This is a genomic window from Nonomuraea sp. NPDC005650, from assembly GCF_040605375.1.
Lineage (GTDB): Bacteria > Actinomycetota > Actinomycetes > Streptosporangiales > Streptosporangiaceae > Nonomuraea.
This window is the reverse complement of the sequence record NZ_JBEXCR010000030.1, coordinates 1-25,445: the sequence shown is the minus strand read 5'-3', so window position 1 is coordinate 25,445 and position 25,445 is coordinate 1. Positions and strand designations below refer to the sequence as shown.

22 protein-coding genes and 1 pseudogene are annotated in these 25,445 nt (G+C 71.1%); 11 read left to right on the top strand and 12 right to left on the bottom strand.

Going from position 1 to position 25,445, the window contains the following annotated elements:
- Positions 1-330: 330 nt before the first annotated feature.
- Complete coding sequence (locus tag ABZS69_RS41690) at positions 331-1,167, top strand: hypothetical protein (protein WP_355382113.1); 837 nt, start codon at positions 331-333, stop codon at positions 1,165-1,167.
- A 53-nt stretch (positions 1,168-1,220) separates the two neighbouring features.
- Here the strand turns inward: ABZS69_RS41690 and ABZS69_RS41685 are convergent, their stop codons facing one another.
- The 4 genes from ABZS69_RS41685 to ABZS69_RS41670 all read right to left on the bottom strand — a co-directional run bounded on the left by ABZS69_RS41685 (position 1,221) and on the right by ABZS69_RS41670 (position 5,182).
- Positions 1,221-2,471: an alpha/beta fold hydrolase gene (locus ABZS69_RS41685; RefSeq protein WP_355382110.1), complete on the bottom strand. Its 1,251-nt coding sequence runs from the start codon at positions 2,469-2,471 to the stop codon at positions 1,221-1,223.
- A 27-nt stretch (positions 2,472-2,498) separates the two neighbouring features.
- Positions 2,499-3,545, bottom strand: a complete 1,047-nt coding sequence (locus ABZS69_RS41680) for an aldo/keto reductase (RefSeq protein ID WP_355382107.1) — start codon at positions 3,543-3,545, stop codon at positions 2,499-2,501.
- A complete protein-coding gene (locus ABZS69_RS41675) occupies positions 3,545-4,438 on the bottom strand; it encodes an alpha/beta hydrolase (protein WP_355382104.1) in 894 nt (297 codons plus the stop codon). Before ABZS69_RS41675 ends, ABZS69_RS41680 begins: the two co-directional genes overlap by 1 nt.
- 138 nt (positions 4,439-4,576) lie before the next feature.
- Complete coding sequence (locus ABZS69_RS41670) at positions 4,577-5,182, bottom strand: response regulator transcription factor (protein ID WP_355382101.1); 606 nt, start codon at positions 5,180-5,182, stop codon at positions 4,577-4,579.
- Between the two features lie 178 nt (positions 5,183-5,360).
- Here ABZS69_RS41670 and ABZS69_RS41665 point away from each other — a divergent pair, with 178 nt between their 5' ends.
- Both ABZS69_RS41665 and ABZS69_RS41660 read left to right on the top strand, forming a co-directional pair.
- A complete protein-coding gene (locus ABZS69_RS41665) occupies positions 5,361-7,271 on the top strand; it encodes a histidine kinase (protein ID WP_355382098.1) in 1,911 nt (636 codons plus the stop codon).
- A gap of 58 nt (positions 7,272-7,329) precedes the next feature.
- Positions 7,330-7,632: a hypothetical protein gene (locus ABZS69_RS41660; RefSeq protein ID WP_355382096.1), complete on the top strand. Its 303-nt coding sequence runs from the start codon at positions 7,330-7,332 to the stop codon at positions 7,630-7,632.
- A 90-nt stretch (positions 7,633-7,722) separates the two neighbouring features.
- Here ABZS69_RS41660 and ABZS69_RS41655 read toward each other — a convergent pair whose 3' ends face one another.
- Entirely contained in the window at positions 7,723-8,796 is a 1,074-nt protein-coding gene (locus ABZS69_RS41655; RefSeq protein WP_355382094.1) for a saccharopine dehydrogenase NADP-binding domain-containing protein, read from the bottom strand.
- 71 nt (positions 8,797-8,867) lie between these two features.
- Between ABZS69_RS41655 and ABZS69_RS41650 the strand changes: the two genes are divergently transcribed.
- Positions 8,868-9,815: a helix-turn-helix domain-containing protein gene (locus ABZS69_RS41650; RefSeq protein ID WP_355382092.1), complete on the top strand. Its 948-nt coding sequence runs from the start codon at positions 8,868-8,870 to the stop codon at positions 9,813-9,815.
- A 154-nt stretch (positions 9,816-9,969) separates the two neighbouring features.
- Here ABZS69_RS41650 and ABZS69_RS41645 read toward each other — a convergent pair whose 3' ends face one another.
- The 4 genes from ABZS69_RS41645 to ABZS69_RS41630 form a co-directional block, all read right to left on the bottom strand.
- On the bottom strand, positions 9,970-10,740 hold the full coding sequence (locus tag ABZS69_RS41645) for an ABC transporter permease (protein WP_355382090.1): 771 nt from the start codon (positions 10,738-10,740) through the stop codon (positions 9,970-9,972).
- A complete protein-coding gene (locus ABZS69_RS41640) occupies positions 10,737-11,666 on the bottom strand; it encodes an ABC transporter permease (protein WP_355382088.1) in 930 nt (309 codons plus the stop codon). The genes ABZS69_RS41645 and ABZS69_RS41640 overlap by 4 nt, the downstream gene beginning before the upstream one ends.
- Positions 11,663-13,204 (bottom strand): ABC transporter substrate-binding protein, encoded by a 1,542-nt coding sequence (locus tag ABZS69_RS41635; RefSeq protein WP_355382086.1) that lies wholly within the window; start codon positions 13,202-13,204, stop codon positions 11,663-11,665. Before ABZS69_RS41635 ends, ABZS69_RS41640 begins: the two co-directional genes overlap by 4 nt.
- A 197-nt stretch (positions 13,205-13,401) precedes the next feature.
- Complete coding sequence (locus ABZS69_RS41630) at positions 13,402-14,652, bottom strand: serine hydrolase domain-containing protein (RefSeq protein ID WP_355382084.1); 1,251 nt, start codon at positions 14,650-14,652, stop codon at positions 13,402-13,404.
- A gap of 121 nt (positions 14,653-14,773) precedes the next feature.
- On the opposite strand from ABZS69_RS41630, the gene ABZS69_RS41625 reads away from it, so the two are divergent.
- A complete protein-coding gene (locus tag ABZS69_RS41625) occupies positions 14,774-15,223 on the top strand; it encodes a MarR family transcriptional regulator (RefSeq protein ID WP_355382082.1) in 450 nt (149 codons plus the stop codon).
- Complete coding sequence (locus tag ABZS69_RS41620; RefSeq protein ID WP_355382494.1) at positions 15,220-15,855, top strand: cysteine hydrolase; 636 nt, start codon at positions 15,220-15,222, stop codon at positions 15,853-15,855. The genes ABZS69_RS41625 and ABZS69_RS41620 overlap by 4 nt, the downstream gene beginning before the upstream one ends.
- Here the strand turns inward: ABZS69_RS41620 and helR are convergent.
- From helR to ABZS69_RS41605, 3 genes are all read right to left on the bottom strand, one after another.
- A complete protein-coding gene (gene helR, locus ABZS69_RS41615; RefSeq protein ID WP_355382081.1) occupies positions 15,842-17,989 on the bottom strand; it encodes an RNA polymerase recycling motor ATPase HelR in 2,148 nt (715 codons plus the stop codon). The two genes, ABZS69_RS41620 and helR, sit on opposite strands and share 14 nt — an antisense overlap.
- Positions 17,990-17,993: 4 nt before the next feature.
- Complete coding sequence (locus ABZS69_RS41610) at positions 17,994-18,200, bottom strand: glycosyltransferase (protein WP_355382079.1); 207 nt, start codon at positions 18,198-18,200, stop codon at positions 17,994-17,996.
- Positions 18,201-18,338: 138 nt separating this feature from the next.
- Positions 18,339-18,632, bottom strand: a complete 294-nt coding sequence (locus ABZS69_RS41605) for a hypothetical protein (RefSeq protein ID WP_355382077.1) — start codon at positions 18,630-18,632, stop codon at positions 18,339-18,341.
- A gap of 212 nt (positions 18,633-18,844) precedes the next feature.
- On the opposite strand from ABZS69_RS41605, the gene ABZS69_RS41600 reads away from it, so the two are divergent.
- From ABZS69_RS41600 to ABZS69_RS41580, 5 genes and pseudogenes are all read left to right on the top strand, one after another.
- A complete protein-coding gene (locus ABZS69_RS41600) occupies positions 18,845-20,128 on the top strand; it encodes an MFS transporter (protein ID WP_355382075.1) in 1,284 nt (427 codons plus the stop codon).
- A gap of 29 nt (positions 20,129-20,157) precedes the next feature.
- Positions 20,158-22,557, top strand: coding sequence for a glycoside hydrolase family 2 TIM barrel-domain containing protein (locus tag ABZS69_RS41595; protein WP_355382073.1), 2,400 nt, complete (start codon positions 20,158-20,160; stop codon positions 22,555-22,557).
- Positions 22,554-24,656, top strand: coding sequence for a hypothetical protein (locus tag ABZS69_RS41590; protein ID WP_355382071.1), 2,103 nt, complete (start codon positions 22,554-22,556; stop codon positions 24,654-24,656). Before ABZS69_RS41595 ends, ABZS69_RS41590 begins: the two co-directional genes overlap by 4 nt.
- A 200-nt stretch (positions 24,657-24,856) precedes the next feature.
- Complete coding sequence (locus ABZS69_RS41585; RefSeq protein WP_355382069.1) at positions 24,857-25,270, top strand: helix-turn-helix transcriptional regulator; 414 nt, start codon at positions 24,857-24,859, stop codon at positions 25,268-25,270.
- A gap of 10 nt (positions 25,271-25,280) precedes the next feature.
- Positions 25,281-25,445: pseudogene (locus ABZS69_RS41580) on the top strand (molybdate ABC transporter permease subunit); the annotation flags it as partial.

Below are 25,445 nucleotides of genomic sequence, written 5' to 3'. Positions count from 1 at the left end.
CGCAGCAGTGTGCGGCCTCGCTGCGGGGTACCGCGATTCCCTGCAGGGAATTGGCCTGCTGCGATGCGAGTGCCAGGGCCACCTGCCGCGGCTGGGTGAATCGCAGCACATTGCCGGAAGGATCGAGGAAGGCACAGTCGCGGACGCGCGGCCGGGCCCGCCGCCGCAAGCCGCTGGAGAAGGTCAAGTTGTCGGTGCCGCCCCCTAGGCTCCGTGCTTGTGGCTCGTACAACCTCCACTCCTCCGCTCGACATCACTCAGCTGTTCCCTGAGTTGAGCGCGTACGCAAGGACAGCAGTCCGTCTTCATCCGCGGCCGGGCATGCCGAGCATGCATGACAGCCATATCGGCGGACCGCTGATCTGGCCGTCCGCCGAGCCGTGGCCGGCATGCGACCGGACGGTGCTGGTATCCGGCCCACCTTTCGACCAGTACGGCTGGGGGACGACGCAGGATCGCATTCCTGAGTGCCCCGTGCCCATGGTCGGTGTCGCGCAGTTCTACGCTCGCGACCTCCCCGAGATCCCCTTCCCCGAGGGCACGGATCTGCTCCAGCTGCTGTGGTGTCCCAACGAGCACCAGTTGGACGACGGGTGGGGGCCCATCCCGCTGCTGGTCTGGCGCCGGACCGACGATCTCGCTGATGTCCTCGCGGAACCTCCCATGCGGGACCACGCCACTCCTGACGGAGATGTCGACACTCCGGCGGCCGAGCTCAGCCAGGAGATCTACCTGCCGCGCCCCTGCGTGCTGCACCCCGAACGGGTCGTTGAATATCCCTATCCCGAAGAGCTTCCCGAGCAGGTGCAGGCGGCCCTGAGCGCATGGGAGGAGGACGCCCATTTCGCGTACGGATATCTGTTGTCCATCGCGCCGGGGTTCAAGATCGGCGGCTGGGAGTCGTGGCACCTGAGCGACATGTACGAGCTGCCCTGCGAGGTGTGCGGGACCGAGACCGAGCCGCTCCTCAAACTGGCCAGCAGCGAATGGGACGGCGGCAGCGAGTCCCGGTGGCGGCCCCTGGAAGACCGCCACCTCGAATGGTCGATGGCCGGATATGAAGAGGCTCTCGAGCCGACGACCCTCCAACTCGGCCGCCATGGAGCTCTCACCATCTTCCTCTGCCCCCGATCCGCCGACCATGGATACCGCCTGACCATCCAATAACCGAGCCCTTTGTGCCTACGTCACGGATTTGAGCGGACCGGCACCCGCAGGGCTCAGCGGGCGGCGAAGCGGGTTTCCACCCAGGCGAGGATGTCGGCCATCGCGCCGTCGTCGATACCGATCGCGGCACCGTAGGTGTCGTGCTCCAGGCCGTCGTAGACGCGGTAGGTGACGTCGGAGCCCCTGCTGCGGAGTTCGGCGGCGACCTTGGCGTTGATCGATTCGGGGGTGACGGTATCCGCGCCGCCCTGCAGGAACAGCACCGGGCCCGCGACGCGCTGCCGGCCGAGGCTGTTGTCGCGCAGGTATCGGGTGAAGCGGGGGTCGTCGGTGTAACCCGGCTGGATCAGTGCCGGTCCGGTCAGATCTCCGTACATCGCGGTGACCACGCCCAGGCAGCCGCTTCGGGCGGCGTCCATGCGGGCCAGAGCGGCCGGGGTCAGCAGGCGTCCGACGTCGATCTTCGGGTCGCTGTACGCGGCACCCTGGGCCAGCAGCGGGGCGAAGCCGCCGTACGGGACGGTCGTGGCGACGTGGGCGGCCAGCGCGGGCAGGTCGGCGGCGGGCGAGGTGACGACCGCGCCTCGGTAACCCGGCACCGGGCGCAGCAGCTGGCGTTCGGCGAAGCCGAGTGCGGCCCCGCCGCCCTGGGAATGACCCCACAGCACCCAGTCGCCTGACAGGCCCGGCACCGCCTGGCGCGCGGATCGCACCGCCCCGGCGATGTCCTCCGCCTCGGCGGTCTTGTTCACCAGCTCCGGACGGCCGGTCGTGCCCAGGCCGGCGTAGTCCGGGGCGACCACCGCGTACCCCTGCTCCAGGAATCGGAGCAGCTGGTCGCCGTGGTACAGGTTCCGCATCAGCGACGGCGCACAGCCGGCCGCGATGCCGCTGGCGCCGTGCGCGTCCACGACCACCTTCCAGCCGCCCGCCGGGCGCGCGCGATCCTGCGGCACCAGGACGACGCCGGAGACCGCCACGTCCGTGCCCCGCGAGGTACGGGAGTGATACAGCACCCGGACGGCCTTGACCGGTTTGTTCTCCACCACATAGTCGGAGGTGGTCTCCGCGCGGATCAGGGTCCCGCTCGGCGCCCACGGCAGCGGGTCGGGGGCATCGTAGAAGGCGGTGCGAGGCAGGGCGTTCTGCCGCTGGGCGGTCCAGGCCCAGTCGATCTGGCAGGCCTGGTCGCAGTCATCGGCGGACGCGGCCGTGGCGGGCGCGGCGACCAGGACAGCACCGACCGCGGTGGCGGCTGCGAGCCGGCGGACTGCGGTCAGGAAGGCATGGCGAACGGACCTCATGTGAGGCTCCTCTTCATCGGGGGTCGGTCAGCGAGTGAGCGAGCCGGGCCGGGCGGGGACGGGGCCGTCGAGCTGCTTTCCGATGGGCCCGTATACGAAGTCGGCCGTCGTGTTCAGGATGAACTCCATCGGGAAGCCCAGTTCGATCGCGGCGGCCTCCTCCAGCCGGGTCACCGCCTCTTCGGGCAGTGTGAGGTCGGTCGCGGCGAGGTTGTCGGTCAACTGGTCCAGATCGCGGGCACCGAGGATCGGGTGGATCCAGGGCCGGTGCGCCCGCGTCCAGGCGATGGCGACTTGCGACGAGGAAACGCCGAGCTCGTCGGCCACGGCGTCCACCGTGCGGGCGATGGCCAGATCGCGTTCGGAGACGGTGGCACGGTCGACCCGGGAGGGACCGCCCGCGCCGGAACGGGTGAACTTGCCCGACAGGACGCCTCCGGCCAGCGGCGACCACGCGGCCACCGACAGCTCCAGAGCCGCGGCCATGGGCAGCAGTTCCCGCTCGATGTCGCGCTTGACGAGGCTGTAGGGCAACTGGAGACCGGCGAACGGCGTCCACCCGCGGAACTCGGCGATGGTGTTCGCGCGGGAGATCAGCCAGGCAGGCGCGTCGGACATCCCGACGTACAGGACCTTGCCCGCCCGTACGAGATCGTCGAGGGCCCGCATGGTCTCCTCGACGGGCGTGTTGGGATCCCAGATGTGCACCCACAGCAGGTCGATGTAGTCGGTGCCCAGCCGCCGCAGGCTGGCCTCGACCGAACGGGCCAGGTTCTTACGGTGGTTGCCGCCGGCGTTCGGATCGGTGCCGTCCATGGTCAGGGTGTACTTGGTGGCCAGCACGAAGCGGTCGCGGTCGGGGCCGAGCAGCTCCCCGACGATCCGCTCGCTGCTGCCCTCGGTGTACCGGTTGGCGGTGTCGATCACGTTTCCGCCGGCTTCGGCATAGGCGGTGAACATCTTGCGGCACTCCTCGACGGAGGCGCCCCATCCCCACTCCTGCCCGAAGGTCATCGTGCCCAGGAACACTTCGGACACCCGCAGCCCGGTACGGCCGAGCAGCCGGTAACGCATCACATGCTCCTGTCGAAGAAGGAAACGGTCCAATCGATGGCAGGCAGTACGTAGCGGTCGTCGTCGTACAGCTCGATGTGGTTGCCGGTGTCGAGCAGGAAGAGTTCCTTGGGCTCGGGCGCCGCCGCGAAGGCGGCCTGCGCGTCCGCCACGGGAATGGCCTGGTCGCCGCGGCCGTGCACGATCAGCAGCGGAGCGGAGACCAGCGGCAGGTAGGAGTCGACGTCCAGCGTCAGCTCCTGCAGCACCGAGAGCGCGGTGCAGCGGTTCTCCCAACCGGGGCGGGCCCCTCGCTCCGTCCCGTAATACTCGAACGGCTCCGGGCCCGGGTTGCCCGCGGGCATGCCTTCGGGGTTGACGGCGGGCCAGTAGGCGATCTCGCCGGTCTCGGACTGCCGCTGCGCGATCTGCGCGAACGTGGCCATCAGCGCCGCGAAGTTCTCCGCGCCGAACCGATCACGGATCAGCACGGGGTTGTTGTAGGCGGCCGCGATCAGCGCGACGGCCTTGACCCGGGGGTCGAAGGCGGCGAGCTGCACCGAGTAGATCCCGCCCAGGCACACCCCGCACAGCGCGATCCTGTCGGCGTCGACCTCGGGCCGGGTGGCAAGGAAGCCGACCGCGTTGCGCAGGTCCGAGACCTTCGCGGAGGCGTCCTCGTGCTGACGCGGTTCGCCCTCGCTGTCACCCCAGTTGCGGTGGTCGAAGGCCAGGGCCGCATATCCGCGCCGCGCGAACCGTTCCGCGTAGTAACCGGTGACCTGGTCCCTCACCCCGGAGAACGGGCCGGTCAGCACCACCGCACCGCGGGCGGTCCCGGGCTTGGGCAGATGAAGGTCACCGGCCAGCCGGTAACCGTCGCTGCTGAACTCCACCTTCTCTATCGATGTCACGAAATCTCCTCCACGCTCGCGCCGGCGTACTCGTCCTGGAGGTCGCTCCAGGACCGAAGAGAAGATTTCCAAATCCGACATATCGCTAGATAGCGTGTTCGTCACCTGTTGAGAGGTGAATTTTTCACAGGGACAGGCTCAGATCCAGCCCGACTCGGTGGCGATCCTGATGGCGTCGACGCGGTTCCTGGCGTCGAGTTTCGCCGCCGCGGACGTGAGGTAGTTGCGGACGGTCCCCGGTGTGAGGAAGAGATTTTCGGCGATCTCCCCGGGGGAGGCGCCCGTGGCCGACATGCGGAGCACCATGGTCTCCCGGTGTGACAAGGGGCTTGCCGGTGCCTCCAGCGCCGCGGCGGTGAGCGCGGGGTCCAGCACCCGGCCGCCCGATGCGACGGTCCTGATCGCGCCGGCCAACTCGGCGTGCTGTACGTCCTTGGGCAGGAACCCCGCCACCTGCGCGGCGAGCGCCCGGCGAAGCTGGCCCGGCTGATTCAGTCCGGTCAGGATCAGCACCCGGCACCTGGGCAGCCGCTCGTGGAGCCGGGCGGCGGCGGTCAGGCCGTCCACGTCCGGCAGGTCGATGTCGAGCACCGCCACATCGGGCTGGACTTCCAGCGCGGTCGGCACGATGAGCGCGCCCGAGGCGAGCTCCGTGACCACCTGGAGATCGTCCTCCAAGGACAGCAGTCCCACCAGCGCCGAACGCAGCAGCGCCACGTCCTCGGCGAGCAGAATCCTGATCACGCCGAACAGTACCACCGGGCCTTTCCGCGGAGCCGCGCCGAGCAGTACCACCGAGCCTGGCCGCGCCGAGCGGGCCAGGAACCGGGTGTGGCCCAAAGCAGGTGGTACCGGGTCATCGGCCCCACTAATGTCCCTTCATGCCGACAATCTGCGATGTCAGGCGGCATGGAGGAAACGAGTGCTGGGGATCTCGGCCGCCGGGGCGGTGAAGAACGATCCGGTGGACGGACTGGACGAGACCGGGGATTCGCAGCTGTGGTTGGTGCGGGCGATGATGTGGACCGCGCTCGGCCTGATCATGGTCTTCCGGCTGACGGCGGCGTTGGATCGAGGGCTGGCGTGGCCGGTCGTGCTCGTCACGATGGCGCCGTACCCGCCGCTGGCGGCCCTGCTGGTCGGGCCGCGTCGCCGCCTGGTCCGCGACGGCCTGCTGGCCGCCCTGGTGGTGCTGTACGCGGTGCCGTTCGCCGTCGCGGGCATGCAGTGGGAGTGGCTGCCCTGGCCACTGGCGGTCGCGGTGCTGTGCTCCTTCCGGGGGAGGGCGGCCTGGCCGCTGTTCGGGCTCATCCTGGTGGCTACGGGTGTGGCCGGATGGTGGGCCGGGGACGACGTGCTGACAGCGCTCATGAGAACGCTGAAGACCGCGACCAACGGCCTGATCGTCTTCGGCCTGTACGCCTTGGCGGTGATGGCGGCCAGGCTGGACGCGGCGCGCGGGGATCTGGCGCGGCTGGAGTTGCTGCGCGAACGGCGACGACTCGGCGGAGAACTGGGCGCGGTCGTCGGGGTGCACCTGCGGACGGTCTCGGAGCGGCTCGCGCAGGCCGTCGACGCCGAACCGGAGATCGCCCGTGACCGGCTCGGCGCGGCCGTCGGCGCCGCCCGGCAGGCGCTGGCCGACATCCGCGCGACGGCCGCCGGCTACCGCGTCTCACCCCCGCTGCCCGCGCCGATCGAGTCGCCGAAGGTGGCGCGCCTCACGCTGGCCGCGGTGCTCGTCTGCCAGGCCTCGCTCAACGCGATCACCTCCGTCGCGGCCTACCACCGGCCGTGGACGCTGCTCCTGACGGTGCCGCTGATGTGCGCGGCCGGAGCGGTCCAGCTGCTGATGAAGCCGTCACGCAAGCAGCTGATCCTGCTCGGGCTGCTGTTGGGTGTCCCCGTCATACCGTTCGGCTACCTGCTCTGGGAGCTCGTCTTCATCACCAGTCTGTGGCCCTTCTTCCTCGGGCTGGTGCTCACCCGCATGCGCCCGCCACGCTCCCTGGTCATCACCGGTGTGGCGGTGGCGCTGTACGTCTTGCTCTTCTTCTACCCCCCTCCGGTGCCCAACCTGGCCGGGATGGCGGCGAACCTCGTATCCATAACCATCCTCACCTGGGGCTCCTACGGTCTGATCCGGCTGTCGAATCTGGTGGTCCTGCTGCACCAGGCCCAGCGGGACCTGACCCGCGAAGCCCTGATCCAGGAGCGCACCCGGATCGCCCGCGATCTGCACGACCTGCTGTCCTTCAGCCTGTCGGCGGTGGCGCTCAAGGGTGAGCTGTGCGATCGGTTGCTGGACGTCGACCCGGTACGCGCCCGTGCCGAGCTGGCCGCGCTGCCCGAACTGGTCGAGCGGGCACTGGCCGAACTGGAGTCGGTGGCCCACGCGACCGTGGGGCTGCGCCTCGACCAGGAACTGGCCGCGGCGCACACCGTTCTGGAGGCCGCCGGGATCCGGGTGGCCGCCACCGTCGAGACCGGCCCGCTGCCACCCGAGGTGGACACGGCGATGGCCGCGGTCCTGCGCGAGGCGGTCACCAACGTCGTACGACACAGCACTGCCCGAACCTGCGCCGTCACCATCACCCAGGCAGGCCAGACGGTCAGGCTGAGCGTCGTCAACGACGGAGCCGCCGAACCCTCCCCCTCAGCTCCGCAACCGGGCCCCGGCGGATCGGGACTGACCGGCCTGGCCGAACGCACCGGCGGCCGGCTCACCGCCGGCTCACAGTTGGGCGGCCGCTTCGAGCTGGTCGCGGAGTTCGCCACAGGCCACCATCAGCACCCTCCCCGATCCGCCACGGAAGCCCCTGGGGGCGGCTGATCTTGCCGAGGGGCTCGGCCGGACCCGCATCTCGGTCAGCGCCGCAGGTCGCTACGGCGTGATCGCTGTTGCGTACGGTCACCTCCGCCTGGAATCCGCCGCTCTCTACCACGCTGGCCAAGGCCATGGGCCAGAACACCGGGACGACCAGTCCGCCTTCGCCCACAACCGGGACGAGGCCGGCGACTGGCAGCAGGGCTCCCGCTCCAGCACTTTCATGACCAAGGAGCAGCTCAAGGAGTTCCACGAGGAGTACCTCAAGCTGGTGCACCGCTTCGGCACCGACCGCGACCACGCACCCGCCGACGCCCGGATGATCCTGCTGCGCTGGATCGGCTTCCCCGACCCCCGCGGCTCCTGATCCCCTCCACCCCGACGGCGTGCGACCGCCCCTGATCACGCCGTACTCTGAACCGCCGCAGCGCGCTCGGAAGGCCGTACGGGTCGCCGGTCAGCCGCGGGTGTCGAGCGGGACGTCCAGCGAGAGGTGCGCGGACAGGGCGCGGAGGAAGTCCGGGGCGTCGAAGACCGCGCCTGCGGAGGCGACGCCGGTGGTCCTGGTCCGGCCGGTGAGGATGCGGTCGACGGCCTCCACCGCGAGTGGCGCGCTGATGGCGTAGATGTCCTGACCTGCGGCGGCCACGCGGCGTTCCGCGCCGCCCGAGCGGACCAGGACGTCGACGACGAAGGTCTGCGCGGAGCGGCCGAGCTCGTCGACGGCGGCCGGCGCCGAGGCGTCAGGAGCGAACAGGTCCGCGGCGGCCTTGGCGGTCATATACGTGCGTACCTCCGGGACGGCCAGATGGCTGGGAACGGTGACGACGTCGGCCATGGTGAACTCCCCGATGACACTCTGGGGGCCGAGCGGAGCCGGGAAGGGCCACTCCAGGGTCGGCAGGGCGTCGTCGTGGTACTCCAGCCGGCCGCCGGCATAACGGACACGACGGCCGCCCCGTCGCTGCCCCGAGACCGTGCCAGAAGCGAGCGTTCCGGCGGTGGGGTGCCAACTGCTCAGGCCGTAGGCGATGTGTGCCTCGTCCGCCGCCGTCCAGTCGCCCATCGCGGTGGTGACCAGCAGGTCGCCGAGGCCGCCGTAGAAGGCCATCGCCGGGACGACCACGGTGCCCGCGGCGCGGGCGCGCTCCGCGAAGTTCGTGAACGTGTCGACGTTGGCCTCGATCTCGGCGGCCACGTCGACGTACGGGATGCCGGCGCGCAGCGCCGCCTCGACCAGCGGGGCGGCGGTCGTGGCGAAGGGGCCGGCGCAGTTGACCACGGCGGCCGCGCCGTCCAGCGCGCGGTCGAGCGAGGCCGGATCGTCGACCGACGCCTGCCGCGTCTCAAGCCCCGGCTGGGCCTGCGCCAGCGCCAGCAGCTTGTCCTGATCGCGGCCGAGGAGCAGCGGAACGTATCCGCGCTCACGCAACTCCGCGACCACGAACCGCCCGGTGTGCCCGTAAGCGCCGAACACCGCCACGTTCCGACCCGACCCCATGCCTGCTCCCACGTGCTCGAAGTGCTTCACTGCGGAAATCCTGTCCTCGCCGGCCCATCGGTGCCAGTGTCCGAAACGACATGAACCGTACAATTCCCGACATGAGCCCTTTCCCGCGCTCCGTCGCGGTCGCCGCCACCGACGGGATGCTGCACTTCGAGCTGGCCCTGGCCTACGAGGTGTTCGGCTCCGCCCCGGCCGCCCTGCCGGGCCCCTGGTACGACGTCAGGGTGTGCGGCACGCAAGCCGTCCGGGTCGGCCGGTTCCTGCTGGAGCCGGACTGCGGGCTCGACCGGCTGGCGCGCTCCGACACCGTGATCGTCCCCGCCCTGGCGGACGTGGACGTGGACCCGCCGGCCGACCTGGTCGAGGCGGTGCGCGCGGCCCACGAGTCGGGGGCGCGGGTGGTCTCCCTGTGCACGGGCGTGTTCGTGCTCGCCGCCGCCGGCCTGCTGGACGGGCTGCGCGCGACCACGCACTGGGCCCACACCGAGGAACTGGCCGCGCGCTATCCCCGGGTGAACGTCGACCCGGACGTGCTCTACGTCGACAACGGCAGCGTGCTCACGTCCGCGGGCAAGGCGGCGGCGATGGACCTGTGCCTGCATCTCGTACGCCGCGACCACGGCTCGGCGGTCGCCAACGTGGTCGCCCGCCGCCTGGTCGTGCCGCCGCACCGGGCCGGCGGCCAGGCCCAGTTCGTCGCCACGCCGGTGCCCGCCCAGGACGGCCATCCGCTGGCCGAGCTGCTCGCCTGGGTGATGCGGCGGCTGGACCAGCCGCTCACCGTGGAGGACCTGGCTCGCCAGGCGAACATGAGCTCGCGCCACCTGGCCCGCCACTTCCGCTCGGTCACCGGCACCACCCCGCTGCAGTGGCTGCTGACGCAGCGGATCCGCCGCGCGCAGGAGCTGCTGGAGACCACGGACGACAGCGTCGACACGATCGCGTCGGCCGCGGGCATGGGCACGGCGACGACCCTGCGCCGCCACTTCCACCGCACGATCGGCGTCCCACCGGACGCCTACCGCCGGACGTTCCGCGCGTGAGAACGCGGTCCTCGCCGCAACGGCGCGCCGCGGACGACGGCGCGCCGGCACCGGGCGTGACCATCACCGACCTGCTCACCCTTGGAGATCGAGGCGATCGCCGCACGGTGAGTACGCGGCTCGCGCCCGAGGAGCGTTCTCCGGGGAAGGCTCCTCAACGGCGGGCGTCCGCCACGAGCGCGACGGCCAGCCCGGTGACGGCGAGGGCGAGGGCGGGCACGATCGCCAGGCGTGGCGCGGCGACCAGCAGCGGCGTGGCCTCGCTCACCATGCCGCCCCAGTCGGTCTCCGGCGGCGGCAGCCCGATGCCGAGGAAGCTCAGCGAGGTGACGGCGATCAGCGTCCTGGCGAAGTCCGCGGTGGCGACGGTCAGGACGGGCCCGGCGATGTGCGGCCCGACGGTACGCCGGAGCAGGTAGAACGGGGTGGCGCCGATGGCCCGCGCGGCCAGGACGTAGTCGGAGGAGGCCACCCGCCGGGTCGCCGTGTGCGCGACCAGACCGCAGTTGACCCAGCCGAGCGGTACGAGGGCGGCCAGGACGGTGACGTACCCGGGCGGCAGCACGCCGGCCAGCGCGAGCGCCAGCGTGAGACCGGGCAGGGCGAGCGCCGTGGTGGCGGCCGGCCGCAGCAGCCGGTCAGGCAGGCCGCCGGCGAGCCCCGCCGCAGTCCCGAACAGCGTGCCGAGGATCGTGGTGATCGTCGTGATGGCCAGCGCGAACAGCAGGGAGATGCGCCCGGCCGCGGCGGTCCTGGTCAGGAGGTCGCGGCCGAGCTGGTCGGTGCCGAGCCAGTGCTCCGTGCTCGCCGGCAGGAGAGCGCGCTCCAGGTCAGGCCGGTACGGGTCGTACCCGGACAACATTGGAGCGAGCAGGCAGAACAGTACGACCAGGGCGAGGAGCGCGGTGCCGGCGCGGCCGGTCATCGGCGGCGCACCCGCGGGTCGGCGGCCGCCAGGCAGAGCTCGACCAGGGCCAGGACCAGCACGGTCGTGACCGCGGTGACCAGCACGTACGCCTGCACGACGGGCAGGTCCCGCTGCCTGATCGCCGTCACCGCGAGCTGCCCCACACCCGGCCAGGAGAACAGGGTCTCCACCACCACCGCCCCGGCCAGCAGCTCCGCGAGCACCGTGCCGGCTGCCGTGACGGCGTTCGGCGCGGCCACCCGAAGCGCGTGCACCATGATCGCGCGCCGGGGGCGCAGCCCCTTGGCGGCGGCGAGCTTGACGAACGGCAGCCGTAAGGCCTGGGCCAGGTCGGCCCGGAGCAGCCGCAGCAGCGTCGCGGCGCCCGCCAGGCCGAGGGCGAGGGCGGGGAGCACCACGGAGCCGGGGCTGTCCGCGCCGCCCGTCGGCAGCGCGCGCAGGCCGACCGCGACGACGCTGATCAGCAGGATCCCCACGATGTAGGGCGGGACGCCGGCGACCGCCACCGTCACGAGCGCGACGGCGCGGCTGTCGAGCGCCCCCGGCCTGAAGGCGGCCCTGACAGAGGCGAGCACGGCGAGTACGACCGCGACCACCGCCGCCGCTCCCGCCAGCCGCAGTGTCGCCGGAACCCGCGAGAAGATCTCGGCGGCGACGGGGGAGCGGTCGCTGTAGGAATGTCCGAAGTCGCCACACAGCACGGCGAGCAGCCACCGCAGATACCGGGTGAACAGCGGCTGGTCGAGACCGAGTTCGGCGCGGAGCACCGCCACACTGTGCGCGGTCGGCTGGATGCCGCCGCGCCGCAGGATCTCCTCGGCCGGATCGCCCGGCGCCAGCGAGGTGAGCAGGAAGACCAGCACCGACAGGCCCAGCAGCACGAGCAGGAGCTCGGCGGCGCGCCGCAGGACCGTGGCCGTCACCTCAGGGGGGCCAGCTTGCCGAGGTCGACCACGTACGCCACGCTCTGCGCCACCCCGCCGACCTTACTCGTCGTCACGATGGGATTGTCCTGGTACGCGAGCGGGATCATCGGGCGGTCGGCGGCGAGCAGCCGCTGGACCCGGTGGTAGAGGTCACGCCGCCGGGCCGGGTCGGTCTGCGCGGCGGCCTGGTCGATCAGGTCGTCGAACTCGGGGTTGCGGTAGCCGAGCCGGCGCTCGACGTTCCAGGAGGCGTCGGAGCGCAGGAACCGGCGGAACAGGTAGTCGGCGTCGCCGTTGGGCACGCTGTAGGCGCTGAGGAAGAGGTCGTAGTCCCCGGCCTCCATCACGGACTTGGTGGCCTCGGCCACGGTCACCTTCGCGGGCAGGCCCGCCTGCTCCAATGCCGCGCGCAGCACCTCGGCGATATCGGTGTAGGGGAACTGTCCGGTCTCGGCCGAGGAGATCAGGATGTTCACCGGCTCGGCAGGCGCTCCTGCGGCGGTGACCAGCTCACGAGCCTTGCCCGGGTCGTATCGCACGGTTGATCCCGGTTCGGCGAGGTCGCCGAAGACCGGTGACAGGAACCCGGCGCCCGCCGTGGCCGTGCCGGCGAGGAGTTTGCCGGCGATGGCCTGCCGATCGATCGCCAGGTCGGCCGCTTCGCGCAGGCGGGGATCGGAGAACGGCTTCCGCGAGGCGTTGAAGGTCAGATAGTGCGTCAGCACGGAGGGGCCGCGGACGACCCGGAAACCGTCGGCGACCGCCGCGACCTGCCCCGGCAGCAGCGCGCCCTTGTCGATCAGCCCGTCCACCTCGCCGGCGCGCAACGCCGCGACCCGCGCGTTGGCGTCCGGGATCACCCTGACCACGATCTTCTGGTAGGCGGGGGCGGCGCCGTAGTAGTGCGGGTTGGCGGCGAGCTCGGCCCGCTGTCCCTTGACCCAGTTCACCAGCGTGTACGGCCCCGTCCCCACCGGCTTGCCGGCGAAGTCGCCCGAGGGCGTGAACGCCTTGGGCGACTGGATCATGCTGTAGAAGCCCGCCAGCCTGCTCGGCAGATCGGCCACCGGCCGCTCCAGGACGAACGTCACCTTGCCGCCCTCGGCCCGGACCTCGCCGAGCCTGCCGTAGGCGGCCTCCATGCCGGCGTCCAGGCTGAAGAACGCCGACTGGCGGGGCGCGATCCGCAGGAACCGCCTGATGTTGGCGACCACCGACTCGGCGGTCAGCGGCGTCCCGTCGCTGAACCGTACGCCGGCGCGCAGCGTGAACGTCCAGCGCCGCCCCCGGTCCGCGCTGTCCCAGCCGGTGGCCAGCGCGGGAACGGGCCGCAGCTGGTCGTCCACGGTCACCAGCGGCTCCCACACCCGTAACGTCTGGTGCGTGTAGTACGGATCCGCGGGACCGGCGACGAGGTCGCGCGGGGCGGCCAGGGTCAGCTGACGGTCGTTCCTGCCCGGCGGTTCCTGGCCGCCGCACCCCGCGAGGAGCATTCCCAAGAGCGTCGCCAGCATGATCGCGGCTCGTTTCCGCATCCCCATCTCCGATCCGAAGGCTCGTGTCCAGGTGTCCGTTGCCGGGGCAGGACTCCTCTGACGATCGCGGATCTCGCCCCGATCGGAAATGAACCTGCGCGGCAGGGGCTGGTTGGACACGGGGCCTCTCATTGCCAAAACGAAAACCATTTTCGTTATCATGGCACATCGGTGGGCCCGGTGGTCGTCCCGGGGGATCAGGCGATCGCCTGGTAGGCGGTGGTCCAGAAGTCCTTGTGCAGGCGGGGCGTGTGGACGGAGTCCATCGCGCTCTGCGTCAGCAGGATGCCGACCAGGTCCTCGGCCGGGTCGGCGTACCCGGTGGTGCCCAGGCCGCCGTCCCAGCCGAACTGGCCCGGGGAGGCCAGGTCGCGGCGGCGGGTGCGGACCGCCATGCCGAAGCCGTACCCGCCGTGCCGGCCGAAGTGGTCGCCGAAGGCGTCCTTCTCGGCCTTCTGCCCCGGCGTCAGGTGGTCCGTCGTCATCAGCTCGACCGAGGCCCGTGACAGGAGGCGCGTGCCGCCGTGGGTGCCCCTGTTCAGGAGCATGCGGTAGAAGGCGTGATAGTCGTCGACGGTCGAGACCAGTCCGTCGCCGCCGGCCGGGAAGATCGGCGGCCTGCTGTACTTGCCGCCGGCGGCCTCGTCCCAGACGACGAGCCGCCCGTCGCCGGGGTCGTGGGCGTAGCTGGTGGGCAGGCGGTGGATCCGGTCGGCGGCCACGTGGAAGCCGGTGTCCTTCATGCCGAGCGGGGCGAACAGCCGCTCGCGCAGGAACTCCTCCAGCGGCTGCCCGCTGACCCGGGCGATGAGGACGCCGAGCACGTCGGAGCCGACGTGGTACTGCCACAGCTCGCCAGGCTGGTGCATGAGCGGCAGCGTGCCGAGCCGGCGGATCCACTCGTCCGGTCCGAAGTCGGGTGCGGTGGTGTCCAGGCCGAGCTCGCGGATGGCGGTCTGGATGGGGTAGGTGTCCGGCGCCGCCAGGATGACGCCGAAGCCGAAGGTGAAGGTCAGCAGGTCGCGTACGGTGATCGGCCGGTCGGCGGGGACGGTGTCGTCCACCGGGGCGTCGATGCTCCTGAGGACCTGCCGGTCGGCCAGCTCGGGCAGCCATTCGTCGACCGGGTCGTCCAGTCGCAGCCGGCACTCCTCGACCAGGACCATCACCCCGGCGGCGATGATCGGCTTGGTCAGCGACGCCATGCGGAAGAGGGTGTCGCGCCGCATCGGCTCGGCGCCGCCCGCGTGCAGCGTCCCCATGGTCTCGACGTGCGTCTCGTCGCCCCGGCCGACCAGCGCGACCAGGCCGGGTACGGCGCCCGACTCGACGTGCGCGGCCAGCACCCGCCGCATCCGGTCCAGCCCCGCCCGCGACAGGCCGGGCCGCTCGCGCTCTTCCCACCGGCTCCAGGTGCCCGGCATATCCCAGCTGGTGAACTTCGACATGGCTCCTACTTCCTTCGCCGCAACGATCGCGCTTCGAGGAACACTGTACGCTGACGCGCACAGCGTACGCAACTCAACAAGTAACTTGGCAAAGTTGCTTGTTGAAATCTAGGCTGGAGCCATGAACGCAGACGCGACCGCGCAGCGCCTCAACGATGCGATCAAGCGGCTTCGCGCCCGCCTGCGCGTCGAATCGGGGCAGCATTCGACCGGCCTGACCGTCACGCAGATCGCCGTGCTGGCGAGCGTGGTGCGCGAGGGCCCGGTCACCGCGGCCCGGCTCGCCTCGCTGGAGCACGTCAGCCCGCAGTCCATCGCGCAGAGCCTGGCGGTGCTCAAGGCTGCCGGGCTGGTCCACGGCGAGCCCGACCCGCAGGACGGCCGCAGGAAGCTGATGAGCGCCGATCCCGCCGCGACCGAGCTGATCGACAGACTGCTCGCGGGCCGCGCCGCCTTCCTGTCCCGGGCCATCGACCGGGTCGTCGCCCCCGAGGAGCGCGAGGACATGGAGAAGGCCATCGAGCTGCTGGAACGTCTCGCGGCGTCGGACCTGAGCGACAGCGGCAGCTGAGAACCACCATCGCCCTCCCCGCGATCACCCCCGAGCGAACCGCCCTGCTGGCGATGGACTTCCAGAACGGGATCGTCTCTCGGGCCCCCGACGCCGACGCGCTCGTCGAGCGGGTCAAGGGCGCCATCGCCGACGGCACCGTCGGATACGTCCGCGCCGCCGGCGGCACCGTCGGATACGTACGCGTCGCCTTCACCGAGGACGACTGGACCGCGGTCCCTGACACCAACAAGGTCTTCAGCGCCGTCGCCGCGGCGAAGATGCTGCACCACGAGGACCCCGCCACCCGGATCGACGAGCGGATCACGCCGGAGGACGGCGACATCGTCGTACGCAAGATCCGGTTCGGCGGGGTCTCCACCACCGATCTCCACCGGCAGCTGAGCGAGCGCGGCATCGACACCCTGGTGCTCGCCGGGATCAGCACCAGCGGCGTCGTGCTGTCCACGCTCGTCGACGTCGCCGACCGCGACTACCGCGTCTTCGTGCTGACCGACGGCGTCGCCGACCCCGACCCGGAGACGCACCGGGTGCTGGTCGACAAGGTGTTCCCGTCCCGGGCCCACCTCATCGACACCACCCGGCTTCGCGAGCTGCTGCGGCCCGCCGCGACCGACGTCAGGAGCTTGTGAGGACGACGAGTCGCTGCGTCGCCCGGGTCATCGCGACATACCGGTCGACCGCTCCCTCGATGCCCTCGCCGAACGCCTCCGGATCGATGAGGACCACCAGGTCGAACTCGAGCCCCTTCGACAGCTCCGGGGTCAGCGACCGGACGCGGGACGTCGACCGGAACGCGGGGTCGCCGATGACGCAGGCGATCCCCTCGGTGTGCTCGGCGAGCCAGGCGTCGAGGATCGGGCCCAGCTCCGAAACGGATCCGTGCACGACGGGGATGCCGCTGCCGCGGATGGAGGTCGGCACGTTGGCGTCCGGGAGGGCGGCCCGGATGACCGGCTCGGCTTCCGCCATGACCTCCTCCGGCGTCCGGTAGTTGATGCTCAGGGAGGCCAGGTTGATCCGGTCGAGCCCGATCCGTTCGAGCCGTTCCTGCCACGACTCCGTGAACCCGTGCCTGGCCTGGGCGCGGTCCCCGACGACGGTGAAGCTCCTGGACGGGCAGCGCAGCAGCAACATCTGCCACTCCGCGTCGGTCAGCTCCTGCGCCTCGTCCACGACGATGTGCGCGAACGGCCCGGCGAGCAGGTCGGGGGCGCCGTCCAGCGCGGTCTCGTCGACCAGGGCGTCCCGCAGGTCCTGCCCGCGCAGCATCGTGATGGCGCCTTCACCGTCGTCGTCGGCCTCGAGCAGGTCGTCGACGACCCTGGACATGCGCTCGCGTTCGGCGGCGACGGAGGCGGCATGCCGCCGCTTGCGCCGCGCCTCCTCCGGGTCGCCGAGCCGCTGCCGTGCCGCGTCCAGGAGCGGCAGGTCGGACACCGTCCAGGCCTGGGCGTCCGCCCGCTGCAACCGCTTGACCTCGTCGGGGCTGAGCCAGGGGGCGCACATCCGCAGGTAGGCGGGTACGGACCACAGGTCGCCGACGAGGTCGGCCGCCTCGATCAGCGGCCACGCGCGGTTGAAGGCGGTGAGCAGCTCCCTGTTCCGCAGCAGTGACCTGCGCAGCAGGTCAGGCGAGATGTCCTCGTTGTCATGCTTGTCCGCCAGGATCGTGAGCAGTTCCTCCCAGATCCGGTCGCGTGCCTCGTTGTGCGGGGTGCCGGGCTCCGGCGCCTCGAACGCCTCGGCCCAGTCCTCGAGGCCCAGCCAGATGTCGGACCAGGGGGTCGTGACCGTCATCCCCTTGGCAGGCGGGTTCTCGTAGAACCTGACGGCCGGCTCGATCGCCTTCACGAGGTTCGCGGACGACTTCAGGCGGGCCACGTCCGGGTCGGGCTCGATCGCCGCCGCGGCTCCCTCGGTGACGAGGTCCCGCAGGGTGCAGGTCTGCACGCCCTCCTCGCCGAGGCTGGGCAGGACGTCGGCGACGTAGGCCAGGTACGGCTGGTGCGGGCCGACGAACAGCACGCCGCCCCGGTTGTGACCCAGGCGAGGGTCGGAATAGAGGAGGTACGCGGAGCGGTGCAGGGCGACGACGGTCTTGCCCGTGCCCGGACCGCCGTCGACGACCAGAGCGCCGCCGGACCCCGCCCGGATGATGGCGTCCTGGTCGGCCTGGATGGTGCCGAGCACGTCCCGCATCCGCCCCGACCGGTTGCCGCCCAGGCTGGCGATGAAGGCGGACTGGTCGTCGAGCGCGGCGTGCCCTTCGAACCCGTCCGGCGTGAACACCTCATCCCAGTAGTCGCTGACCCGGGCGCGGGTCCAGCGATACCTGCGGCGGCTGGCCAGCCCCATCGGATTGGCGTGGGTCGCGCCGAAGAACGGCTCGGCCGCGGGGGAACGCCAGTCGATCAGCAACCGGCGGCCCGCGCTGTCCGTGAGGCCGAGTCGTCCGACGTACACGGGCTCGGGGTCGTCCGCGCCGACCATGCGTCCGAGGCACAGGTCCAGCCCGAAGCGGCGCAGCGCGCGCAGGCGAGCGGTCAGCCGGTGGATCTCCAGGTCCCGGTCCAGCGCCTGCCGGCCTTTGCCGCCGGGCGCCTTGCGCTCGGCGTCGAGCCGCTCGGACAGCTCGGCGATCGACCGGTCGAGGCTCTCCGCGATGGCCGCGAAGTGCTGCTCGTCGCCGGCGACCAGCGCCGGGTCGGCCTTGGGGGACAGGTGGTCGGGAAGGTCAAACGCGCTGGTGGTCAGCGGGTTCACGTCGTCAGCTCCGATCTGGGGTCGCTCTGCGACCGTTACGCGAGCCGACCGGCATCAGAGGCACGCCGACACCGGCCAGCAGCTCGGCGAACTCCTCGTCCGGCGGCGCGCACATCCGCACCTCCGCGCCGAGCTCCCGCAACCGCACCGCGAGCGCTACCATCGGCTCGACGTCCCCGCGCGACCCGTACGTCGACAACAACACGCGCATTCAGCGCCCCCCATTTCCGCAGGTTCCGGCCTCGGCCGACGATTCTGCGGCATCACCCGGGTCTTGCCGCAAGCCCCCCGGTGCGCTATACGTTAAGAAGGGAAAGGAAGCTTTCCCCTTCCCCTCTTCGCCCGCCGGCTATTTCCACTGGCCGCGAACGGTTCGCACCATGAGCCAGCCGTAACCCGCGAGGCAAGCCAGAGCAGGTACGAACAGCGCCAGGCTGAGCAGGGGTGGAAGAGGTACCAGGTTCGTCCCGGACAAGACGATCAGAAAGCCCGACATCAGGACAGCCGCGAGGGCGAGTTGCCGTCCTCGCTGAATGCCGCCCCTATGGCGCGCCCACCGTCGGTGCATCAGGCTCGTGCTCAACGCGACCAGGCCGAAGACGCCGAGCGCGCATGCCAGGATCAGGCTGATCGTCCAGGGCACCGCTGTTCCATTCTCAAGGAAGCCTGCAAGGACACCCAGTTTCATAGCTGATCATCCCGCCCGCCTTCGCCCCCGGGCAAGCCGAGCGGGCGACTCGTCGGGTCGCTTGTTGCGGACTCGTTACAGGTGCACGTCTTGCCGTCTCGGCGATGCTTGCTGTTAACGTGGTTACGCGCGTTGGTAACGCGCGTAAGCGACGTTTGCGAGGCCCCATGGCATTCACTCCCGCCGATCGGCAGTCCACCGCACCAGCCCCTGAGAAACCCGAGGTGGGCGCCTCCTACATCGGGCTGCTGGTCTTCGCCGTCTTCGGCGTGTACATGGCCTTCGTCACCCCGATCGCCATCTCGCTGGCGATCAGGATCTCGCAGCTGGCCCCGGGCAACGAGGAATACCTCGGGTACGTCACCGGCGCGGGCAGCATCGCCTCCGTGCTGACCGCGCCGCTGGTCGGGATGTTGAGCGACCGCACCCGCAGCCGGTTCGGCCGCCGCCGCCCGTTCTTCGTCGGCCTGACGGCGGTCGGCGTCGTCGCGCTGCTGATCATGGCTCAGGCGTCGAGCGTGCTCGTGCTCGGTCTCGGCTGGATCCTGGCGCAGATGAGCTGGAACACGATCCTGGCGCTGCTCATCGCCTCGCAGGCCGACCGGTTGCCGGAGTCCCAGCGCGGCAAGGTCTCCGGGCTGGGCGGGATGGTCTCGCAGCTCGCGCCCGTCGCCGGCACCCTGCTGGCGGGCGGGCTCGCGGGGAACACCCTCCTGCTGTTCATGGTGCCGGGCGCGGCCGGCGTGGTGGCCATGGCGCTGTTCGTCTGCTTCGTCCGCGAGCCGGACAGCCGGCAGCAGGCCGCCGTCCCGCCGGTGACCGCTTCGGCGCTGGCCCGTACGTACGTCTTCGACCCGCGCAGGAACCCCGACTTCGCCTGGAACTGGCTCGGCAAGTTCCTGTTCATGTCCGGGCTCACCTTCAGCTCCACCTTCACCGCGTTCTTCCTGGCCTCCCGGCTCGGGGTGAGCGTGGAGGAGGTCGCGGGGACGGTCGCCGTGCTGGGCGGCGGCGGCATCGTCGCCGCGATGCTCGGCGCGATCGGCGGCGGATTCCTGTCCGACAGGCTTCGCCGCCGGCGGGTGTTCGTGCTGGTCGGCAGCGGCATCTTCGCGACAGGAGCCGTCGTCATGGCGTTGTCGCCCAGCGTGCCGGTGATCATGGCGGGCGCGATCCTCGGCAACCTGGGCATCGGCGTGTTCAGCGCCGTCGACCAGGCGCTGGCCCTGGACGTACTGCCCGAGCGCGAGACCGAAGCCGGCCGCTACACCGGCATCTACAACTTCTCCACCACCCTCGCCCAGGGCATCGCGCCCCTCCTCGCCCCGCTCTTCCTGGCGATCGGCGCGAGCGGCGGGCAGAAGAACTACACGTTGCTGTACGCCATCGCGGCCGCGCTCACCGTGGCCGGCGGCCTGGTCGTGCTGCTGCGCATCAAGACCGTCCGCTGATCGGCCCACTCACCATGCGAGGAGCACGCGTGATCCGCACGTCCTTCAACGACAACTGGCAGGTACGGCCGAAGGTGAACCCCTTCGCCGAGCTGGCCGGTCAGACGGTGCCGTACGAGGAGGTGACGCTGCCGCACGACGCGATGATCGGGCAGGAGCGGACCGCGGCAGGCGAGGGGGCGGGCGCGTACTTCCCCGGCGGGGTGTACGAGTACCGCAAGACGTTCTTCGTCCCCGAGGAGCACCGGGGCAGGCGGATCGTCGTCGAGTTCGAGGGCGTGTACCGCGACGCGAGCGTGTTCGTCAACGGCGACTACGCAGGCCGGCGACCTTACGGTTACTCGCTCTTCCGCGTCGACGCCGACCGGTTCCTGCGGTTCGGGCAGGACAACGAGATCCGCGTCGAGGCCCGCGCCCACCAGGACTCCCGCTGGTACAGCGGCGCCGGCATCTACCGCGACACCTGGCTGCTGGTCGGCGACCCGGTCCGGATCGCGCCCGACGGCGTCCGCGTCACCACCCCGGACATCGACGCCGAACGCGCGGTGGTCGAGGTGGCCACGACGGTCGTCAACGACTCGCTCGCGATCCGCACGGTCGAACTCGTCACCGAGCTCCGCGACCCGGCCGGTGCCGTCGTGGCGGGCGGCACGTCGCGGGTCACCGTGCTGCCCGGCGAGCCCGCGATTGCCCGTCAGCGGCTCTACGTGCGCGACCCCGCCCTGTGGAGTCCCGGCACACCCGCCCTGTACGGCTGCGGCGTGACGCTGACCGACGTCGACTTCGAAGACGCCGAGCGGGTCACGTTCGGCATCCGCTCGCTGCGGCTCGACCCCGAGCACGGGCTGAGGATCAACGGCGAGAGCGTCAAGCTGCGCGGTGCCTGCGTCCACCACGACAACGGCGTGCTCGGCGCGGCCACCTTCGCCCGCGCCGAGGAACGCCGCGTGCAGATCCTCAAGGAGGGGGGCTTCAACGCGATCCGCATGTCCCACCACCCGATGAGCAAGGCCATGCTGGACGCCTGCGACCGGCTCGGCATGCTCGTGGTGGACGAGACGTTCGACATGTGGACCTCCGCCAAGAGCCCGTTCGACTACAGCCTGAGCTTTCCCGAGTGGTGGGAGCGCGACGTCGAGGCCATGGTCGCCAAGGACTACAACCACCCCAGCGTCGTCATGTACTCGATCGGCAACGAGATCCCCGAGACCGGCACGCCTTCCGGTGCCGCCTGGGGACGCAGGCTGGCCGAGAAGGTACGCGCCCTGGACGGCACCCGTTACGTCACCAACGCGATCAACAACATGCTGGCCGTCATGTCCGACCTGGCCCGCTTCAGGGAGCAGGCCGAAGGCGCGGGCATCAACACCCTCATGGCCGACGCCGGGGACGCGATGAACGCGATCGCCGCCTCCGACCTGGTGACCGAGCGCACCGCCGAGTCCTACGGCGTGCTCGACGTCGCCGGGATGAACTACTCCGACAGCCGCTATGCCCTGGACCACGAGAAGTTCCCGGATCGGATCATCCTGGGCACCGAGACCTTCCCCACCCGCATCGACCGCAACTGGGCCCTGGTCGAGCAGTACAGCACGGTGATCGGCGACTTCACCTGGACCGGCTGGGACTACCTGGGCGAGGCCGGCATCGGCCGCCCCCAGTACGGCGAGCGGCCCGTGTTCACCGCGCCGTACCCGTACCTGCTGGCGGGCTGCGGGGACATCGACATCACCGGCCACCGCCGCCCCGCCTCCTACTACCGGGAGATCGTCTTCGGCCTGCGCACCCAGCCCTACCTGGCCGTACAGCGGCCACAGCATCATGGCAAGCCCTCCGTCGGCGGCCCGTGGGCGTGGAGCGACACCCTGTCGAGCTGGACCTGGCCCGGACACGAAGGCGCGCCGATCATCGTCGAGGTCTACGGCGACGCCGACGAGATCGAGCTCCTCCTCAACGGCCGTTCCCTCGGACGCCGCCCGGTGGACCGCTTCAGGACCTCGTTCGAGACGGCGTACGAGCCGGGCGAACTGCTCGCCGTCGCCTACCGCGACAGCATCGAAACCGGCCGCGCCACGCTGCGGTCGGCGTCCGGCCCGGTGCTGCTGCGCGCTCAGGCCGACCGGCCCGTCGTCACCGCGACCGGCGGCGACCTCGCGTACGTCACCCTCACCCTGACCGACGCGGACGGGACCCTCCACACCTCGGCCGACCAGCCGGTACGGGTCGAGGTCTCCGGCGCGGGCGTGCTGATCGGCCTCGGCAGCGCCGACCCGTCCACCGGGGAACGCTTCGACGCGACCGAGCGCCACACCTACGAGGGACGGGCCCTGGCCGTCGTCCGCCCCACCGGCCCCGGCAAGATCCGGCTGCTCGCGTCGGGGCCCACCGGGGTCGAGATCATCATCGAGGTCCAGGAGCGGAACGCATGATCGACCGCAGGTCCGTGGTCCGCCGCCACACCGTCGAGATCACCCGGGCCGACCCGGCGACGGTGCTCACCGTGGGGAACGGCGACTTCGCCTACACCGCCGACCTCACCGGCATGCAGACCTTCACCGCCTTCCACGACCAGGCCGCCGCCCGCGCCGAGGGACGGCTCGCCGTGAACACCGCGACCATGTCCACCTGGGGCTGGCACTCGATGCCCAACCCGGACGGCCACGCACTGGCCGACGCGATGTCCACGTACGAGAGCTCGCGCGGCCCTGTCGAATATCCCGACAAGTTCGACCTGGCCGCGATGATGGGCGGGGAGGCCGCGGCGGAGTATCGTGCCGGGGCCTGGCTTCACGTGAATCCACACCGGCTGGACCTCGGCCGCATCGGGCTCGTCCTCCGGCCTGAGGCAGGCGCGCCGGGAGAGACCGACCCCGCCGTGCTCGCTGGCCCGCACCAGCGCCTCGACCTGTGGACGGGGACGCTCACCAGCGTCTTCACGTATGCCGGGCACGAGGTCCGCGTCACCACCGTGGCCGACCCGCACCACGCCCGCGTCGCCTTCCGCGTCGAGTCGGACCTGCTGGCGACCGGCCGGGCCGCCGTCGCCGTCCGTTTCCCCTACGCCAGTGACGGCTTCTTCCAGACCTCCGACTGGACCGCCCCGGACAGGCACACCACGACGTCGCAGTCCCTCGGCGAGCAGGCCTGCCGCCTCGATCGCGTGCTGGACGACACCGCCTACGTGACGCGCCTGGACTGGTCGGAGGGCGACCTCGCCGCCACCGCGGAGCCGCACACCTTCGAGCTGACCACCTCGGCCACCACGCTGGAGGTCGTGGCCACCTTCGTCCCGGGCGAGGCCGGCGTGCTCGGGCGCGGAGAGTTCCTGACGATCGAAGGCGCCGCCACCGCCTGGTGGCGTCACTTCTGGACCTCCGGCGCCGCCGTCGACCTCTCCGGCAGCACCGACCCGCGCGCGCCCGAGCTGGAACGCCGCATCGTCCTGTCCCAATACCTGACCGCCGTCAACTGCTCCGGCACCATGCCGCCCCAGGAGACCGGCCTGATCACCAACTCCTGGCACGGCAAGTTCCACCTGGAGATGCACTTCTGGCACGCCGCCCACTTCGCCGCCTGGGGCCGCCCCGAGCTGCTGGAACGCAGTCTCGGCTGGTACCTGTCGATCCTCGGCGCCGCCCGCGGGACCGCGCGCCGCCAGCGCTACGAGGGGGCCCGCTGGCCCAAGCAGGTCGGGCCGGACGGCCGCGAGAGCCCGTCCGACATCGGCTCCCTGCTCATCTGGCAGCAGCCCCACCTCCTCTACCTCCTCGAACTGCTCCACCGCACCCGCGAAGAGCCGGAGGACCTGGTACGCCGCTTCGCCGGCCTGGTCGAGGAGACGGCGGCGTTCATGGCCTCCTTCGTCGAGGAACGCGACGGCGTCCACCACCTGCCCGCCCCGCTCGTGCCCGCCCAGGAGTTCTACGACGCCAGAACCACCGAGGACCCCACCTTCGAGCTCGCCTACTGGTGGTGGGGCCTGGAGATCGCCCAGCGCTGGCGCGAACGCCTCGGCCTCAAGCGGCAGGAGCACTGGCAGCACATCCAGGACAACCTGGCCCGGCCCCACCAGCGCCGGGGCACCTACTCCGCCATCGCCACCGAGCCCTATCTGCGCCGCGACGACCACCCCTCGATGCTGTGCGCCCTCGGCGTCGTCCCGCGGACTCCGCTCATCGACCCCGCCACCATGGAGGCCACCCTCCTCGACGTCCGCGACCACTGGGACTGGAACTCCGCCTGGGGCTGGGACTTCCCCGTCATGGCCATGACCGCCACCCGCCTCGGCCGCCCCGACCTGGCCGTGGACGCCCTCCTCATGGACACCCCCAAGAACGCCTGCCTGCCCACCGGCCACAGCCCGCAGATCGGCGGCATCCTGCCCGTCTACCTGCCCGCCAACGGCGCCCTCCTCGCCGCCGTCTCGCTCATGGTCGCGGGCTGGGAGGGCGCGGACGCCGACTGCCCGGGCTTCCCCCGCGACGGGAGCTGGACCGTACGGCACGAGGGCTTCACGGCCTGGCCCTGACCTCCATCGAATCGGAATGATCTCCATGAACCTCGACCGATCACCTGTGCCGCTCGACCCGGCGCTGGACGCGGACCTGATTGGGCGCGGTGACGGCGGCGGCGTTTGCCCGATGCCATGGCGGAACGGCAGCTGCTGTCGCTGTTTCCGGGAAAGATCGGTATCCGGGCTGGAAAGTGCGAACGGTATGGTGAGGGCTTGTGACGACGTTTCGGATCAGCGAGGCCGCGGCGCTGCTCGGGGTCAGCGCCGACACCGTCCGCCGCTGGGTGGACGCTGGACGGCTGTCGGCCGAGCGGGACGAGCACGGCCATCGGCAGGTGAACGGCGCCGATCTGGCCGCCTTCGCCCGTGCCCAGGTCGAGGAGAGCGAGAGCGGCAGCCGTTCCTCGGCGCGTAACCGCTTTCGCGGGATCGTGACCGAGGTGCTCAAGGACGCGGTGATGGCCCAGGTGGAGATAGCCGCCGGGCCGTTCCGGGTGGTGTCGCTGATGAGCCGACAGGCCGCCGACGAGCTCGGCCTGGAGGCGGGGGTGGTGGCGGTCGCCGTGATCAAGTCCACCAACGTCGTCGTCGAGATCCCCGGTCACGAGCGCGTGACCAGCAGCCTCTGAGGAGCCACCGATGGGCGGGTCCGCCGGTCGGGCGTTTCCGGGTCGCCGGGCTTCCGGACGGCTGCCGTGGATGCTGGTGCTGCCGGCGCTGGTCGGGCTGGCGTTCCTGGTGCTGCCGCTGGCCGGGCTGCTGATCCGCGCCCCCTGGTCCACGCTGGTGCGGCGGCTGGCCGAG

Bases quoted from the DNA above. Each gene is read 5' to 3' on its own strand.
- ABZS69_RS41690 (WP_355382113.1), top strand. From the start codon at position 331: ATGCATGACAGCCATATCGGCGGACCGCTGATCTGGCCGTCCGCCGAG.
- ABZS69_RS41685 (WP_355382110.1), bottom strand. From the start codon at position 2,471: ATGAGGTCCGTTCGCCATGCCTTCCTGACCGCAGTCCGCCGGCTCGCA.
- ABZS69_RS41680 (WP_355382107.1), bottom strand. From the start codon at position 3,545: ATGCGTTACCGGCTGCTCGGCCGTACCGGGCTGCGGGTGTCCGAAGTG.
- ABZS69_RS41650 (WP_355382092.1), top strand. From the start codon at position 8,868: ATGAGCCCTTTCCCGCGCTCCGTCGCGGTCGCCGCCACCGACGGGATG.
- ABZS69_RS41645 (WP_355382090.1), bottom strand. From the start codon at position 10,740: ATGACCGGCCGCGCCGGCACCGCGCTCCTCGCCCTGGTCGTACTGTTC.
- ABZS69_RS41635 (WP_355382086.1), bottom strand. From the start codon at position 13,204: ATGCGGAAACGAGCCGCGATCATGCTGGCGACGCTCTTGGGAATGCTC.
- ABZS69_RS41630 (WP_355382084.1), bottom strand. From the start codon at position 14,652: ATGTCGAAGTTCACCAGCTGGGATATGCCGGGCACCTGGAGCCGGTGG.
- ABZS69_RS41625 (WP_355382082.1), top strand. From the start codon at position 14,774: ATGAACGCAGACGCGACCGCGCAGCGCCTCAACGATGCGATCAAGCGG.
- ABZS69_RS41610 (WP_355382079.1), bottom strand. From the start codon at position 18,200: ATGCGCGTGTTGTTGTCGACGTACGGGTCGCGCGGGGACGTCGAGCCG.
- ABZS69_RS41600 (WP_355382075.1), top strand. From the start codon at position 18,845: ATGGCATTCACTCCCGCCGATCGGCAGTCCACCGCACCAGCCCCTGAG.
- ABZS69_RS41590 (WP_355382071.1), top strand. From the start codon at position 22,554: ATGATCGACCGCAGGTCCGTGGTCCGCCGCCACACCGTCGAGATCACC.